16 protein-coding genes are annotated in these 15,415 nt (G+C 28.4%); all 16 read left to right on the top strand.

Annotation, left to right across the window (positions count from 1 at the left end; translation table 11 throughout):
- Positions 1–39 precede the first annotated feature (39 nt).
- A complete protein-coding gene (gene smc / locus TR13x_RS02590; RefSeq protein ID WP_152912096.1) occupies positions 40–3,621 on the top strand; it encodes a chromosome segregation protein SMC in 3,582 nt (1,193 codons plus the stop codon).
- A 12-nt stretch (positions 3,622–3,633) separates the two neighbouring features.
- Positions 3,634–4,680, top strand: a complete 1,047-nt coding sequence (gene ftsY / locus TR13x_RS02585; protein WP_082394753.1) for a signal recognition particle-docking protein FtsY — start codon at positions 3,634–3,636, stop codon at positions 4,678–4,680.
- A gap of 80 nt (positions 4,681–4,760) precedes the next feature.
- A complete protein-coding gene (ylxM, locus tag TR13x_RS02580; RefSeq protein WP_054870312.1) occupies positions 4,761–5,141 on the top strand; it encodes a YlxM family DNA-binding protein in 381 nt (126 codons plus the stop codon).
- Positions 5,141–6,481 (top strand): signal recognition particle protein, encoded by a 1,341-nt coding sequence (ffh, locus tag TR13x_RS02575; protein ID WP_054870311.1) that lies wholly within the window; start codon positions 5,141–5,143, stop codon positions 6,479–6,481. The genes ylxM and ffh overlap by 1 nt, the downstream gene beginning before the upstream one ends.
- A 26-nt stretch (positions 6,482–6,507) precedes the next feature.
- Entirely contained in the window at positions 6,508–6,777 is a 270-nt protein-coding gene (gene rpsP, locus TR13x_RS02570) for a 30S ribosomal protein S16 (RefSeq protein WP_035162839.1), read from the top strand.
- A 25-nt stretch (positions 6,778–6,802) separates the two neighbouring features.
- Positions 6,803–7,033, top strand: a complete 231-nt coding sequence (locus tag TR13x_RS02565; RefSeq protein WP_035162837.1) for a KH domain-containing protein — start codon at positions 6,803–6,805, stop codon at positions 7,031–7,033.
- A 94-nt stretch (positions 7,034–7,127) separates the two neighbouring features.
- Entirely contained in the window at positions 7,128–7,622 is a 495-nt protein-coding gene (rimM, locus tag TR13x_RS02560; protein WP_054870310.1) for a ribosome maturation factor RimM, read from the top strand.
- Positions 7,619–8,356: a tRNA (guanosine(37)-N1)-methyltransferase TrmD gene (gene trmD / locus TR13x_RS02555; protein WP_054870309.1), complete on the top strand. Its 738-nt coding sequence runs from the start codon at positions 7,619–7,621 to the stop codon at positions 8,354–8,356. Before rimM ends, trmD begins: the two co-directional genes overlap by 4 nt.
- 99 nt (positions 8,357–8,455) lie before the next feature.
- Positions 8,456–8,803 carry a 50S ribosomal protein L19 gene (gene rplS / locus TR13x_RS02550; protein WP_054870308.1) on the top strand — a complete coding sequence of 116 codons (348 nt, stop codon included), beginning with the start codon at positions 8,456–8,458 and terminating at the stop codon, positions 8,801–8,803.
- A gap of 106 nt (positions 8,804–8,909) precedes the next feature.
- On the top strand, positions 8,910–9,758 hold the full coding sequence (gene ylqF / locus TR13x_RS02545; RefSeq protein WP_054870307.1) for a ribosome biogenesis GTPase YlqF: 849 nt from the start codon (positions 8,910–8,912) through the stop codon (positions 9,756–9,758).
- Positions 9,759–9,854: 96 nt separating this feature from the next.
- Entirely contained in the window at positions 9,855–10,508 is a 654-nt protein-coding gene (locus TR13x_RS02540) for a ribonuclease HII (protein ID WP_054870306.1), read from the top strand.
- The gene (locus TR13x_RS02535; RefSeq protein WP_054870305.1) at positions 10,495–11,871 is read left to right on the top strand and encodes a hypothetical protein; all 1,377 of its coding nucleotides are present in this window, start codon (positions 10,495–10,497) and stop codon (positions 11,869–11,871) included. Before TR13x_RS02540 ends, TR13x_RS02535 begins: the two co-directional genes overlap by 14 nt.
- A 5-nt stretch (positions 11,872–11,876) precedes the next feature.
- Positions 11,877–12,158 (top strand): EscU/YscU/HrcU family type III secretion system export apparatus switch protein, encoded by a 282-nt coding sequence (locus TR13x_RS02530; RefSeq protein WP_152912095.1) that lies wholly within the window; start codon positions 11,877–11,879, stop codon positions 12,156–12,158.
- Positions 12,148–12,501 (top strand): YraN family protein, encoded by a 354-nt coding sequence (locus TR13x_RS02525; protein WP_054870304.1) that lies wholly within the window; start codon positions 12,148–12,150, stop codon positions 12,499–12,501. The genes TR13x_RS02530 and TR13x_RS02525 overlap by 11 nt, the downstream gene beginning before the upstream one ends.
- 242 nt (positions 12,502–12,743) lie before the next feature.
- Positions 12,744–14,273 carry a YifB family Mg chelatase-like AAA ATPase gene (locus TR13x_RS02520; RefSeq protein ID WP_054870303.1) on the top strand — a complete coding sequence of 510 codons (1,530 nt, stop codon included), beginning with the start codon at positions 12,744–12,746 and terminating at the stop codon, positions 14,271–14,273.
- Between the two features lie 32 nt (positions 14,274–14,305).
- Positions 14,306–15,400: a DNA-processing protein DprA gene (dprA, locus tag TR13x_RS02515; RefSeq protein WP_054870302.1), complete on the top strand. Its 1,095-nt coding sequence runs from the start codon at positions 14,306–14,308 to the stop codon at positions 15,398–15,400.
- The last annotated feature ends 15 nt before the right edge of the window (positions 15,401–15,415 follow it).

Raw genomic sequence — 15,415 nt, 5'->3', positions numbered from 1 at the left:
GGTTTAACTTTAGTAAACTAAATAAAAGAGGTGTTAAACTTGTTTCTAAAAAGGCTGGAAATACAAGGTTTTAAGTCGTTTGCAGATAAAACTGAGATTGAGCTCAATGGTGGAATTACTTGTGTAGTTGGTCCAAATGGTAGTGGTAAGAGTAATATATCTGATGCTATCAGATGGGTTTTAGGTGAACAGAGTGCTAAAACACTAAGAGGCAGTAAAATGGAGGATGTTATTTTTTCAGGAACTTCTAAAAGAAGACCTCTTGGCTTTGCTGAAGTTACTTTAGTATTCGATAATAAGGATGGGAGTTTGCCTATAGATTATTCAGAAGTATGTATAACAAGGCGATTATTTCGTTCGGGCGAAAGTGAATATTATATAAATAAAAATTCATGTAGGTTAAAAGATATTAGAGAACTTTTTATGGATACTGGTGTAGGAAAAGATGGATATTCAATAATTGGTCAAGGTAGAATTGATGAAATACTAAGTTCCAAATCGGAAGATAGAAGAAATATTTTTGAAGAGGCAGCAGGAATAGTTAAATTCAAAACAAGAAAAGAAGAAGCAGAAAAAAAGCTTAAAAGAACTAAAGAAAATATTACGCGAATTGATGATATATTAAATGAGATCGAAAGTCAGTTATCTCCATTAAAGACACAAGCAGAAAAAGCTAAAGAATATATTGAGCTTGTAGAAGTGTTAAAAGACTTAGAGGTTAATTTATATTTAAGAGAGATAGATAGGTTAAAAGTACAAATAGATCATATAGAAAAACAGAAAAATGTAATTCAAGAGCAACTAAAATATAATGAAGAAAGAAGAGAAACATTAGAAGATAAGTATAATGAAGTAAAAAATGAAATTGAAAAAATGGACAAAAATATAGAAATTATACAAAATAATAGATATGATGTACAAAATCAAATTGAAAAAATTGATGGTGAGATAAGATTATGCGATGAAAAAACAGAAATTCTAAATGAAGAACAAAACAAGATAGGTAATAATATAAGTAAATTAGCAAAAAGACAAAACGAAATTGAAATAGAGAAACTTAAACTTGTTAATAACAAAGAAAAGCTAAATGAGAAGATTAACAACTTAAGACGTGAATTAGATGAACGTTTGAATAAATTGGACAAGCTAGATGATGAAATAAAAAGTAAAGAAAAAGGAATAGAAAATAAAAAGGATGTTATTATTCAATTATTAAATAATATTACTGAAATTAAAAGTAAAATAAATAGTACTAAGACTTTTATTATAAATATTGATAAAAGAATTAAACAGATTGATAAAGAAATTAATGAATTAGTTTATAAAAAAAGTGACACAGAAACTAAAATTGAAAATATTGATTCAGAAATACAAATACTTAATTATAAATTAAATGCAATAGCTGATTTAAAACATTCGTTAATTAATGATAAGGAAAAACTGGAAGGGAAAATTAGAAAAATTAATATGCAGTTGGAACAAATAAAAGGTCAAATTCAGACTAACGTATCTAAGTACAACCTTTTGAAAGAAATGAAAGAAAGTTATGATGGATTTTATAAAAGTGTGAAGAATGTGCTTAAAGCAATTAAAAAAGACAGGCAATTAGGAGAAGGAGTAAAAGGTGTAGTTGCTGAATTGCTAAAAGTTGATAAGAAATATGAGGTAGCAATTGAAATAGCACTTGGTTCAGCATTGCAAAATATTGTTACTAACTCAGAAAATGAAGCTAAGAAAATTATAAAATATTTAAAAGAAAATAAATTAGGCAGAGTTACTTTTTTACCAATGACATCTATTAAAGGTAAGGGATTAAAGTCTAATGAAGAAGAGATAATAAAAGCAAAAGGAGTTATTGGTATTGCTTCAAAGTTAATAGAAATTGATGAAGAATACAGGGATATCTTTGAATATCTACTTGGAAGAGTAGTTATTGTAAAAACAATTGATGATGGAATCATAATTTCTAAAAAATTAAAGTATTCAATGAAGGTAGTTTCACTAGATGGAGAAGTTATAAATCCAGGAGGTTCAATTACTGGTGGAAGTTTAAATTCTAAGAATGTAAGATTATTAAGTAGAGAAAGAGAGCTTAATGATTTAGATAAACAAATATTAGAACTTAAAGAAGTGTATAAAAGTTTAGAAATAGAATCTAAAAGCATAAATGATGAATTACTCAAGTTAAATTCCAAGTTGGAAAAAAATGAAAAAGACATCAATAGACTAAATTTAGACATTTCAAATTTCGAGAATAATAAACTTCAGAGAGAGAGAGAAAGACTAAATTTAATTGGTTTAATAGAAAAATATAATAACGAAAAGAAACAATTGTTAAATGAAATGATAGAACTGAATAAAGAAATCGAGAATTTGAGTTCAGATTTGAAAAGTAAAGAAAATAAATATAACTTAAGTAAAACAGAAGTTAATAATTTAGTAGATAATTTTGAAAAGAATAAATTAGAACGAGATGATATATCAAAACATTTAACTGATATTAAAGTGGATTTAGCTTCTTATAAACAAGAAATAAAAGGAATTAACGAATCGCTTTTGAAACTTGATGAGGAATATAAAAGAATTGCTAATGATATAGAAATTTTTGAAAGTGAGTCTAAAAAAATTAAAGAAAATATTGTGGAGTTACAAAGACAAAGGACAATGCTTATCGTTAAAAAGAATGAGTTAGCTCAGGAGCTTTTAGAATATGATATTAGGCTTAAAGATATAAAAAGTGATAAGAATAATTTTATGCAGTCATTTTATAAAGAACAAGAAAAGATAAAAGAAATGAATAAAAAGATAAATGATTTGCAGTCAAGTAAAAATACTCTAGATATTAAGCTTACGCGATATAATATGCAGCTTGAAAACTACACTAGTAAGTTATGGGATGATTATGAACTTTCATATCAAGTAGCTTTAAAGTATAAAAAGGAATTAGAAAATGTAACTAAAGTTCAGAACGAAATTAGAGAATTAAAAAGAAAAATAAAATCTTTAGGAGAAGTAAATATTAGCTCTATTGAAGAGTTTGAAAGAGTAAATGATAGATTTAAATTCCTTACTGAACAAAAAAATGATTTAATAAAAGCTAAGCAGTCTTTAAATAAAGTTATCAAAGATATGGAAAGAAAAATGGTAGAGCAATTTAGTATTAATTTTGAAAAGATTAGAAAAAATTTTAGTGAGGTTTTTGAAAAGCTATTTGGTGGAGGAAAAGCTGATATATATTTAGAAGATAAGGGAAATGTCTTGACAAGTGGAATAGAAATCATAGCACAACCGCCGGGTAAGAAATTACAGAGTTTATCGTTACTATCTGGAGGAGAAAAAGCTTTAACAGCAATTGCTTTACTTTTTGCTATATTAAAAACTAAACCAACACCTTTCTGCATTTTAGATGAAATTGAAGCTGCTTTAGATGAAGCAAATGTGTTCAGATTTGCTGATTATTTAAGAGATTTTTCAGAAAACACTCAATTTATTGTCATAACTCATAGAAAGGGTACTATGGAAGCAGCTGACTCTTTATATGGTGTTACTATGGAAGAGGAAGGTGTTACTAAATTAGTATCAGTTAAGTTATCAGAGAAAATTAACGAGAAAGCTAGCTAAGGAGGTTTCAAAATGTTAAAGAGATTTTTTAAAAAAAGTAAACAAGAAAATAGTTTAGATCAAAAAGAAAACAACATACAAGAGAAGGTAGTGTTGACTGAAAGTAACACAGAAGATGTAAATAGTGAAGAAAAATCAAAGTTGGGTTTATTTGGAAGATTAAAACAAGGGTTAGAAAAGACAAGAAAAGGTATTACTGAAAAAGTTGACTTTATACTAAAATCTTATCAAAAAATTGATGAAGAATTATTTGAGGAATTAGAAGAAGTATTGATAACTGCAGATATGGGAGTAAATACAACGATGAGGATAATTGAGGATTTAAAAGATAAAGTAAAGGAAAGAAAGGTAAAAGAAGTTTTTGAAATTAAAGAGTTACTTAAAGAAGAATTAAAACAAATTTTAACTGATATTGAGAGCGATAATAAAATTAATATAGAACCATCTCCAGCAATTATATTAGTTGTTGGAGTGAATGGAGTTGGTAAAACTACAACTATAGGAAAGTTAGCTTATAGATTAAAAAAGGAAGGTAAAAAAGTTTTAATTGCAGCAGGGGATACTTTTAGAGCTGCTGCTATTGACCAATTACAAGAATGGGCTAATAGAGCGGGAGTTGAAATAATAGCTCATAAAGAGGGGGCAGATCCTGCGGCAGTGATTTTCGATGGTATACAAGCAGCAAAAGCTCGTAAATCTGATGTGCTTATTTGTGATACAGCAGGCAGACTTCATAACAAGAAGAATTTAATGAATGAACTTAATAAGATTTTCAGGGTAGTAGAAAGGGAGTTCTCTGAAGCTACTAGGGAGGTTTTATTGGTCGTTGATGCTACAACAGGACAGAATGCGATTATGCAAGCTAAAGTATTTAAAGAGGCTTGCAATATAACTGGTATAGTATTAACTAAATTAGATGGAACTGCTAAGGGTGGCGTAGTTTTAGCTGTTCAATCAGAGTTGAATGTACCAGTAAAATTAGTTGGTGTAGGTGAAAAAATAGAAGATTTACAAGATTTTAACCCTCAGAATTTTGTTGAAGCGATTTTTGCAGAATAAGCTTGACAAATAAGGCTATGTATTATAAAATACAATCTGTCAAGTTTATGACTTTACATCTTATTAATATGGTGATTTAAATGTTTGAAAAAGCAGTGAAAATGGGGTTGTTATTTGACTTTTATGGGAAACTGCTTAGTGATAGACAGTATACAATAATTGAGATGTACTATATACATGACCTATCATTAAGTGAAATCGGAGAACAATTGAACATTAGTAGACAAGGTGTTCATGATATATTAAAAAGAGCAGAGAAAAGATTATTAAATTACGAAGAAAAATTAGGATTAGTTGAGAAATTTTTAAAAGATAAGGATAAAATAAAAATTATTCTTAAACGATTAAACTTAATAAAGAATGATTTAAAACTAGGTCGTTTAGAAGATATCAATTCTTATGTGATAGATATTGAAAATATTGCTTTGGATATTTTAGATAATGATCAGGAGGTCAAATAATGATTTTCGAAAGTTTAGCTGAGAAGCTTCAAAAAACTCTGGGTAAATTAAAGGGCAAAGGAAAGCTTTCAGAAAAAGATGTTAGCGATGCAATGCGAGAGGTAAAACTTGCATTACTAGAAGCAGATGTTAACTTTAGAGTTGTTAAAAAATTTATTAATAATGTAAAAGAAAGAGCTGTTGGCCATGAAGTAATGGAGAGCCTTACTCCAGGGCAACAGGTAATAAAAATAGTAAATGACGAGTTAACTAAGTTGATGGGAGAAACCCAGAGTAAAATAGAGTTTGCATCTAGCCCACCTACAATTATAATGTTATGTGGTCTGCAAGGTGCAGGTAAAACCACTACGTCAGGTAAATTAGGTGGCTTACTCAAAAAAAATGGAAAATCTCCTCTATTAGTAGCTTGTGATGTCTACAGACCAGCTGCTATTAAGCAATTACAAGTAGTTGGTAGTAGTATTGGAGTACCAGTTTTTTCAATGGGTGATAAGCAGGACCCAGTTAACATAGCTAAGGCTGCGATTGAGTATGGCAAAAGGAATGGAAATGATGTTATTATTATAGATACGGCAGGTAGGCTTCATATAGACGAAGATTTAATGGATGAATTAGAAAATATAAAAGCTGAAGTAAAGCCGCATGAGATTTTACTTGTTGTAGACGCAATGACAGGACAAGATGCGGTAACAGTAGCTAAGACTTTTGATGATAGATTAGGTATTAATGGAGTTATTTTAACTAAACTTGATGGTGATGCAAGAGGTGGAGCAGCTTTATCGATTAGAGCTGTTACTCAGAAACCTATAAAGTTTGTTTGTATGGGTGAAAAGCTAGACCAGATAGAACCTTTCCATCCTGATAGAATGGCTTCAAGGATTTTAGGAATGGGAGATGTTCTGAGTCTTATTGAAAAAGCTCAAGCTAGTTTAGATGCTAAAAAGGCAATTGAATTAGAAAAGAAATTAAGGAATCAGCAATTTACTTTTGAGGATTTCCTTGAGCAATTACAGCAGATGAGAAATTTAGGGCCATTAGATCAGATATTAGAAATGATACCAGGTATGGGGTCCAAACAATTAAAAAATTTGAAAGTTGATGAAAAAGAGTTAGTTAAGATTGAGGCTATAATACAGTCAATGACAAAAGAAGAAAGACAAAATCCATCTATTATAGATGGTAGCAGAAGGAAAAGAATTGCTAAAGGCAGTGGTACATCAATTCAAGATGTAAATAGACTTTTGAAGCAATTTAAGGAAACTAAAAAGATGCTTAAGAAGATGGGTGAAATGGAAAAAGCAATGAAAAAAGGTAAGTTTAAAATTCCATTTTTTAGATAGATAAAACTTTAGAAGGAGGTGAAAACATGGCAGTAAAAATCAGACTAACAAGAATGGGATCTAAAAAGAAGCCTTTCTACAGAATAGTAGTAGCTGATTCACGTGCTCCTAGAGATGGTAAGTATATTGAGCAAGTTGGATACTATAACCCTGTTTCAAATCCAAAAGAGATTAAAATAGATGCTGAAAAAGCAATTAAATGGTTAAAAAATGGAGCTAAACCAACAGATACAGTTAATGATTTATTTAAGAAAAATGGTATTTATGAGAAATTAGAAGAGATTAAGAATGCTTAATTCAATCTTGGGGGGTGTAAACAAAATGGGTGAGTTAGTTGAAGTAATAGCTAAAGCTCTTGTAGATAGACCAGAAGAAGTACAAGTAAATGAAGTAGAAGGTACACAATCAGTAATTATCGAGTTAAAAGTAGCCCCAGAAGATATGGGAAAAGTTATAGGAAAGCAGGGTAGAATAGCAAAAGCTATAAGAACTGTTGTAAAAGCAGCAGCTACTAAGGAAAATAAAAGGGTTGTAGTTGAAATTATACAGTAAAGGGATTAGTTCATCTAGTCCCTTTATTTCAATTTTAGAATGAAAATATTTTTAATGGATAGACTAAATTAAAACATTTAAAGGAGTATTGACTATGATAGATTTTATTAAAGTAGGTAAGATAGTAAATACTCATGGCATTAAAGGTGAATTAAAGGTGTTGCCATTAACGGATGATATGACTAGATTTGAAGAATTGGAATATGTTTATGTTGAAAAACAAAAAATTGAAATAGAAAATGTTTGGTATAAGAAAAATTTAGTTATATTGAAATTTAAAGGTTTAGATAATATTAATGAAGTTTTATGCTTAAAAGGTAAGTATGTATATATAGATAAAGAAAACGCTATAGAATTACCAGAGGATACATATTTTATATTTCAGATTATTGGCTTAAATGTTTATTTAAAAAACGGTAATTTTCTAGGTGTAATTAAAGATGTTATACAGACAGGTAGTAATGATGTTTATGTAGTAAAAAATGATAATAGAGAATATCTTATACCAGCTATAAAGGAAGTTATCAAAGAGATAAATCTTGATGATAATAAAGTAATTATAGACCCACTAGAAGGAATGATAGAATGAAAATAGATATTTTAACGCTGTTTCCAACTATGTTAGAGGGAGTTTTTGGTTATAGTATAATAGGTAGAGCGATTAAAAATAAATTAATAGAAATAAATTATATTAACATAAGAGATTTTTCTGAAGATAAGCATAGACGTGTTGATGATTATCCTTTTGGTGGGGGACCTGGAATGGTTATGAAACCTGAACCAATTTATAAAGCTATTGAGAGTGTAAGGAAAACTAATTCAAGGGTTATTTATCTTACACCAAAAGGGAAAGTATATAATCAAAGTTTAGCAAAAGAATTATCAAAAGAACAGCATTTAATATTGCTCTGTGGTCATTACGAAGGAATTGATAATAGGATAGTAGAAAATTATGTAGATGATGAAATTTCAATAGGAGATTATGTTCTAACAGGTGGAGAAGTATCAGCTATGGTTGTAGTTGATTCAGTAGCAAGATTAATTCCTGGAGTTTTAAGTAGTGAAGAATCATTTGAAGAAGAATCACATTATAATGGACTTTTAGAATATCCTCAATATACAAGGCCAAGAGTATTTAGAGGACATAAAGTGCCTGATGTTCTTTTATCTGGAAACCATAAAAAGATAGAAGAATGGAGACAATATCAATCATTAAAGCTTACTTATTTAAGAAGACCCGATTTAATCGATAAAGTAGAATTGACTGATGAACAAAAAAAAGTATTAAATAAAATAAAGCAAGAAATAAATATTTTAAAATAAGTTGTATTTTATATATATTTATGCTATAATAACATGTGGCAAAACGGGCGGTCCTCTGCTAAAGTGGCACGAACGTCTAGGAAGAAGGGAGGGGAAACCATGGACATAATTAAACTAATAGAGCAGGAACAAATCAGAAATGATATCCCTCAATTTAACGTTGGGGACACAGTTCAAGTACACTATAAAGTAAAAGAAGGAAACAGAGAAAGAATTCAGGTATTTGAAGGTATTGTACTTAAAAGACAAGGTGGAGGTTCAAGAGAAACTTTCACTGTAAGAAGAATATCTTATGGTGTAGGTGTACAAAGAACATTCCCTGTTCATTCTCCAAGAGTTGAGAAAATTGTTGTAACTAGAAGAGGTAAAGTAAGAAGAGCTAAACTAAATTATTTAATAGGTAAGACTGGTAAAGCTGCTAGAGTTAAAGAAAAAAGAGATTATTAATGAGGGACTGAATTTCAGTCCCTATATTTATTTTAGTAGATTATGAATACTAGATAAAATTTGAGTGATAATAGTTAACAAGTAATTTTGAAGAGGGCGATGATGTATGAATATAAATTGGTATCCAGGTCACATGAAAAAAACAAGAGAATTATTAAAATCAAACCTAAAGCTTGTTGATATAGTTTTTGAATTGCTAGATGCTAGAATACCTATTAGTAGTAAAAATCCTGATATAGAAAGGATTATTGGGAATAAACCTAGAGTAGTAATATTAAATAAATGTGATTTAGCAGATGACATAGCAAATGAGAAGTGGATTAGTTATTATAGAGAAAAAAATATAACAGCTATTTTAATAAATGCTGCAAGAAATATTGGGACTGAAAAGATTATTGAAGAAGCAAACAAAATATTGAGAGAAAAATTACAAAAATTAAGAGCCAAAGGGATAAAGCAGAAGCCTGTAAGAGCTATGATTGTAGGAATACCTAATGTTGGAAAATCTACCCTAATAAACTCATTATCTGGTAGAAAAAGTGCTAAGACCGGTAATCGTCCAGGTGTAACTAAAGGCAAACAATGGATAAAATTAAAAGGTAATCTTGAACTATTAGATACACCTGGCATACTATGGCCAAAGTTTGAAGATCAAAATGTAGGACTTAATTTAGCTTTTACAGGAGCAATTAAAGATGAGATTATGGATATTGAGACTTTAGCATTGAGACTAATAGAAAGACTTATTGATGTAGCACCAAGTAAATTAAAAAATAGATATGATATTAAATTAGAAGAAAAAACTCCACTACAAGTAATGGATGAAATAGCTTTGAAAAGAGGTTGTATTTTAAAAGGCAGAGATATTGACTATTCAAGAGTTGCTCATCTAATTTTAGATGAGTTTAGAAAAGGGACTATTGGAAAAATAACATTGGAATATCCAGAAAAATAGCCTTCCATAAAGGAAGGTTCATTTTTTAGAATCTTTATAAGAATAGTGAAGGATTTAGAAAGAAAGAATAGAATTTAAGTATTATGGAGGGATAATATGTTGACCATTGAAAGAGAACTATGGGAAAAAGGTTATGAGTATATTGCCTGTGTTGATGAAGTTGGGAGAGGATGTCTTGCTGGCGATGTGGTAGCTTGTGCAATAATTATGCCTAAAGATTTGGTTATTGAGGGTGTAAATGACTCAAAAAAACTTTCTTCTAAAAAAAGAGAAGAACTTTATGATGTTATACTCGATAAAGCAATAGCAGTAGGAATTGGATCAGTAGACTCTAAGACAATCGATAAGATAAATATAAAAAAAAGTGCCAGGTTGGCAATGAAAAAGGCATTATTGTCATTAAGAGATAAAAATAATAATATTATAAAGCCAGATTTTATTCTAGTAGATGCAGAAAAAATAGATATTGGCATACCTCAAATGAGTATAATAAAAGGAGATGCAAGATGTCACGGAATAGCAGCTGCTTCGATAATTGCTAAAGTTTATAGAGATAGGAAATGTAAAGAATGGGCTGAAAAATATAAAGGTTATGGCTTAGAACAACATAAAGGATATGCAACTAAAAAACATAGGGAAGCAATAAGAAAACTAGGCCCTTCACCAATACATAGGTTAAGCTTTCTTAAAAATATTTTAGAAAAAGAAAAGCAACTTGATTTATTTGGTGATGTTTATGAGGATAGATAAACAAACGCAAATTTTTATTAATACGAAAATTACTAATAAATTATATAAAAACAGCATCATTAGAGGTAAAATAATAAAGATATCAGAAAATATTGTATATATTGATTTGGGTAATGGGGATATTCTTAAAGCAAACACTTTAATCCCTTTAGAAAGGTATAAAAATCAAGTTCTAAACTTTCTTGTTAAGGACTTAATGGATAACAATATAGTATTAACACCTTTAGAAAAGGAAGATACTTTTATAAATGATAAAGAAACATTTATTAAAGGATTATTAGAAAGTAACAATTTAAATACGAACCACGAAAATTCAGAAATTATTGAGAATTTAATCAGATTTAAGATGCCAGTAAATAAAGAAATGATAGAAAAAGTTATAAAAATACTAAATAAAATAAGGAATTTGATAAATACTGAAGAAAATGAAAATATAAAATATATGGGTACTGATAATGACATAATGTCAGATGATATACTTAAATTTTTAAAGGAAAGTACTGAGTCTGAAAAAAAATTATATGACAATAATATTTCTAAAAGTAATATAATAACTGATAAAATTCAAGGTGAATTAATGAAAATCTTAAAAGGTAACAAAATTACACCTGATATTATTAAAAAGGTGATTTTTCTTTTAAAATCAGAAATAAAGATTAGTTTAAACAATTTAAAGTTTTTAAGCGAATTAGTTAATAATGACAGTTTTATTAGAAGTGATTTAGAAGAATTTTTAATTACTTTACATGAAAAGAATGTTATCAGCGATAAAGAATTTAACAACCTAAGAATTAATTTGAATAATTTGGTTATTAAATTTAATGAAGAAGATAAAGAATTATTAAGAGCTTATTATAATAATTTCAAACAATTATTTGAAAAATTTGAATTAATATTAAGTGAAAGGGATAAAGTATCAGATGAAGTTCTTGATAAATTTCAGATTCTAAAAGACAAAATTATTTTTTTGAATAAACTTAATGAAAATGCTACTTTTTTATACTATCCATTGTACTTTACAGATAGAAATGAATTAATAAATAAATTTTATATTTTAGATAAAAGAAAATTCAAAGGTAAAAGAGAGAATTTAAATATAATGATTTCCTTACAAACTAATAAATTTGATAAAGTAAAAATATTAGCCAATATAGTTAGGAATAGCATTACGGTTGATTTTTATATGGATAAGCATAGTTATATAAAAATTTTTAGGAAAAGTGATTATAAGTTAAAAGATAGTCTAATTAATTGTGGTTATAATAAAGTATTAATAAATTATGTAATTGGAGAAGATGTTGATCCACTTGATGTACTATCTGATAGAGATGTTGGGAATTATTTATTAGACATAAGGGTGTGATATATTTGAAAAATAAAAACATTAAAACTGCTGTTGCACTTAAGTATGATAAGAGTGATATTGCACCTAGAGTTATTGCTAAAGGTAGAGGGGAAATTGCTGAAAAAATTATTCAAAAAGCCGAGAAGGAAGGTATTAAAACAATTCAAAATGAAAACCTTGTTAAAGATTTAATTAGTCTGGAAATAGGACAAGCCATACCAGAAAAGCTATATATGGCCGTAGCTGAAATATTAGCTTTTGTATATCAGTTAGATAAAGAAAAAGGTGAGAAATTTGAAAAATAAAATTACTGGAGTTATAGGAGAAAAATTAGCGGTTAATTATTTAAATAAAAACAAATATAAGATAATAGATAGAAATTTTAAATGCAAGTTAGGCGAAATTGACATAATTGCTGCTATAGATGATATTATAGTATTTGTAGAGGTTAAAACTAGAAAAAGTTCTGCTTATGGATATCCATATGAAGCAGTTACGATAAACAAACAACAGAAGATAATAAAAACTGCCTATACATACATAAAATTAAAAAAAATAGTGAATAAGCAATATAGATTTGATATTATAGAAATATTTCTAGATAAAAATATCAGAATAAATCATATACAAAATGCTTTTTGGATATAAGTGCACAGTTTATTGTGCATTTTTTTTGTATTTTATTAAATTGTAGATTATGTTCTTTGTATTATCATCTTTTGTCGTTTGTTGTCGGTATTTAGGTATTACCCAGGTAATAGGTGTTAAAATAAAAATCTTACAAGATATCATATCTAATTTTATCATAAATGATAATATAATTTAAAAGGAAATTTAATTAATTTATTGAAGTATATAAGCATAAGAAAATAAAGGGGAGATTGGAAAAAATGCTGTCAAAAGTTAAAACTTGTGTATTGCATGGACTAAATGGTTATATTATTGAAGTAGAAACTGATATTTCTAGAGGAATGCCGGTTTTTAACATTGTAGGTTTGCCAGATACTTCTATAAGAGAATCGAAAGAAAGAGTAAGAACTGCAATAAAAAATTCTGGTTTTGAATTTCCTTTAAACAGAATTACTATTAATCTTGCACCTGCTAGTCTTAGAAAAGAAGGTTCTCAGCTTGATTTATCGATAGCAGTAGGAATATTATTAGCAACTGGAACTATCAAAAACAAAGATTTAAGTAAAATGTCTTTTATAGGAGAATTATCTTTAGATGGTAATATAAATAAGATAGATGGTGCTCTTCCGTTAATTATATCACTTAAAGATAAAGGAATTGAAAAGGTTATAGTACCTTACGAAAATAAAGATGAGTGTAGTATAGTAGAAAAAATAGATGTCATACCAGTAAAAAATTTATATGAACTTGTAATGCATTTAAATGATGAGATAAGCATAAAGCCTTGGAAAATTGATATATCAAAACTATTTAAAAACGAAAATGAATTATATGATGATTTTAGAGACATTAAGGGGCAAGAATCATTAAAAAGAGCAATGGAAGTTGCTGCAGCTGGTGGGCATAATATATTGATTATAGGTCCACCTGGTTCTGGTAAGACGATGATTGCTAGGAGATTACCTTCTATATTACCTGAATTAACATTTGATGAATCATTAGAAATTACTAAAATATATAGCGTTGCAGGCTTATTAAAAAATAATTTTTTAATTACTAGACGCCCTTTTAGAGCACCCCATCATACGATATCTAGTGCATCTTTGGTAGGGGGAGGTAGAATACCCAAACCTGGAGAAGTATCATTAGCACATTACGGAGTACTTTTTTTAGATGAGTTACCTGAGTTTCAAAAAAACGTTTTAGAAGTTCTTCGTCAACCAATGGAAGATGGTCATGTAACAATTTCGAGAGTTAATGCTACTTTAACATATCCGGCTAAATTTATGTTTGTAGCAAGTATGAATCCATGTCCGTGTGGTCATTATGGCGATCCAATACATGAATGCACTTGTAGCGAGAGAGAAATAAATAGATACTTGGGTAGAATTAGTGGACCATTATTAGATAGAGTTGATATACATATAGAGGTTGCACCTGTAGCTTATAAAGAATTAGGTAGTAATGTTATGTCTGAAACTTCAAGAAGTATTAGAAAAAGGGTTAATGAAGCTAGAAAAATCCAGATTAATAGGTATTCTAAAGAAAAAATATTTTGTAATGCGCAATTAACATCAAAAGATATAAATAAATACTGTAAATTAGATAATAAATGTGTTAAATTGATGGAGGAAGCATTTGATAATTTAGGTTTAAGTGCTAGAGCATATAATAAAATTCTAAAATTAGCTAGGACAATTGCTGATTTAGATAAAAAAGAATTAATAGAAGTACAACATTTAGCTGAAGCTATTCAATATAGGAGTTTAGATAGAAAGTTCTGGCGTTAAATCAATAATAGAATATGAAAGTAGGTAATACTATGAATAGTAGGGATATTTTAATTTGGTTAAATAGTATTAATATAAACAGTAACACAATTGAAAAACTTGAAGAGTATTTTGGAGATTTTTATTTATTATGGGAAGCATCAGCAGATGTTATTAATAAAATAAGGTTTCTAAGTGAGTATACAAAAGCTATTCTAATTAAATATAAAGATAAACACTATTATGAAGATTACAGATCTAAAGTTGAAAAAAGTGAAGCAAAAGTAATAACAATTTTTGATGACGATTATCCTAGACATTTAAGGAACATTTATAATCCACCAAAAGTAATCTACATTAAAGGTAGTTTAGAGGTTAAGGATGAAATTTCTATAGCTATAGTAGGTTCTAGAAAAGCTACTGCATATGGTAAATGGGTTGCAGAAAAATTTGCTAAAGAATTATCTGAGCTAGGGATCACTATAGTAAGTGGTTTAGCACGTGGGATAGATACCAAAGCTCATGAAGGAGCACTCATAGCTAATGGAAGAACTATTGCTGTTTTAGGAAATGGAATAGATTCAATATACCCTAAAACTAATAAAACATTATTTGATAAAATACAAAATAACGGAGCAATTATTACTGAATATCCTTTAGGAGTTCAGCCATTACCATATAATTTTCCTATGAGAAACAGAATAATCAGCGGACTTTCTTTAGGCGTTTTAGTTGTTGAAGCTAGTGAAAAAAGTGGTTCTTTGATTACAGCACAAATAGCTTTAGAACAGGGGAAAGAAGTTTTCGCAGTACCAGGGAATATTAATAGTGTTTATAGTAAAGGTACAAACTTACTTATTAAAGATGGTGCAAAACTTATTACAGATATTAATGATATTATTGAAGAGATTACTTTACTAAAAGAAATAATTAAGAAAAAAAGAGTTAAAGAAATATCTTGTTTGAATTTAGGAAAAGATGAAATTAAAATAGTTAGATGTATTAAAGAATATCCTAAACATTGTGATGAAATATCTTATCAAACAGGATTGGATATAATGAAAGTGAATAGTATATTGACAATTTTGGAATTAAAGGGAATTGTAAAACAATTACCAGGGAAGACCTTTCAATTAAATGATTTTTAAAAGTAGACTTAATAT

It is taken from the genome of Caloranaerobacter sp. TR13, from assembly GCF_001316435.1.
Taxonomy (GTDB): Bacteria; Bacillota; Clostridia; order Tissierellales; family Thermohalobacteraceae; genus Caloranaerobacter.
Note: the sequence above shows the minus strand (reverse complement) of the source record. Positions and strands in the feature narration are given on the sequence as shown.

Excerpts from the sequence above, each read along its gene's own strand:
- ftsY (WP_082394753.1), top strand. The coding sequence starts at position 3,634 with ATGTTAAAGAGATTTTTTAAAAAAAGTAAACAAGAAAATAGTTTAGAT.
- TR13x_RS02565 (WP_035162837.1), top strand. The coding sequence starts at position 6,803 with ATGGGTGAGTTAGTTGAAGTAATAGCTAAAGCTCTTGTAGATAGACCA.
- rpsP (WP_035162839.1), top strand. The coding sequence starts at position 6,508 with ATGGCAGTAAAAATCAGACTAACAAGAATGGGATCTAAAAAGAAGCCT.
- dprA (WP_054870302.1), top strand. The coding sequence starts at position 14,306 with ATGAATAGTAGGGATATTTTAATTTGGTTAAATAGTATTAATATAAAC.
- TR13x_RS02540 (WP_054870306.1), top strand. The coding sequence starts at position 9,855 with ATGTTGACCATTGAAAGAGAACTATGGGAAAAAGGTTATGAGTATATT.
- ylqF (WP_054870307.1), top strand. The coding sequence starts at position 8,910 with ATGAATATAAATTGGTATCCAGGTCACATGAAAAAAACAAGAGAATTA.
- TR13x_RS02520 (WP_054870303.1), top strand. The coding sequence starts at position 12,744 with ATGCTGTCAAAAGTTAAAACTTGTGTATTGCATGGACTAAATGGTTAT.
- ylxM (WP_054870312.1), top strand. The coding sequence starts at position 4,761 with ATGTTTGAAAAAGCAGTGAAAATGGGGTTGTTATTTGACTTTTATGGG.
- ffh (WP_054870311.1), top strand. The coding sequence starts at position 5,141 with ATGATTTTCGAAAGTTTAGCTGAGAAGCTTCAAAAAACTCTGGGTAAA.
- rimM (WP_054870310.1), top strand. The coding sequence starts at position 7,128 with ATGATAGATTTTATTAAAGTAGGTAAGATAGTAAATACTCATGGCATT.
- TR13x_RS02535 (WP_054870305.1), top strand. The coding sequence starts at position 10,495 with ATGAGGATAGATAAACAAACGCAAATTTTTATTAATACGAAAATTACT.
- trmD (WP_054870309.1), top strand. The coding sequence starts at position 7,619 with ATGAAAATAGATATTTTAACGCTGTTTCCAACTATGTTAGAGGGAGTT.
- rplS (WP_054870308.1), top strand. The coding sequence starts at position 8,456 with ATGGACATAATTAAACTAATAGAGCAGGAACAAATCAGAAATGATATC.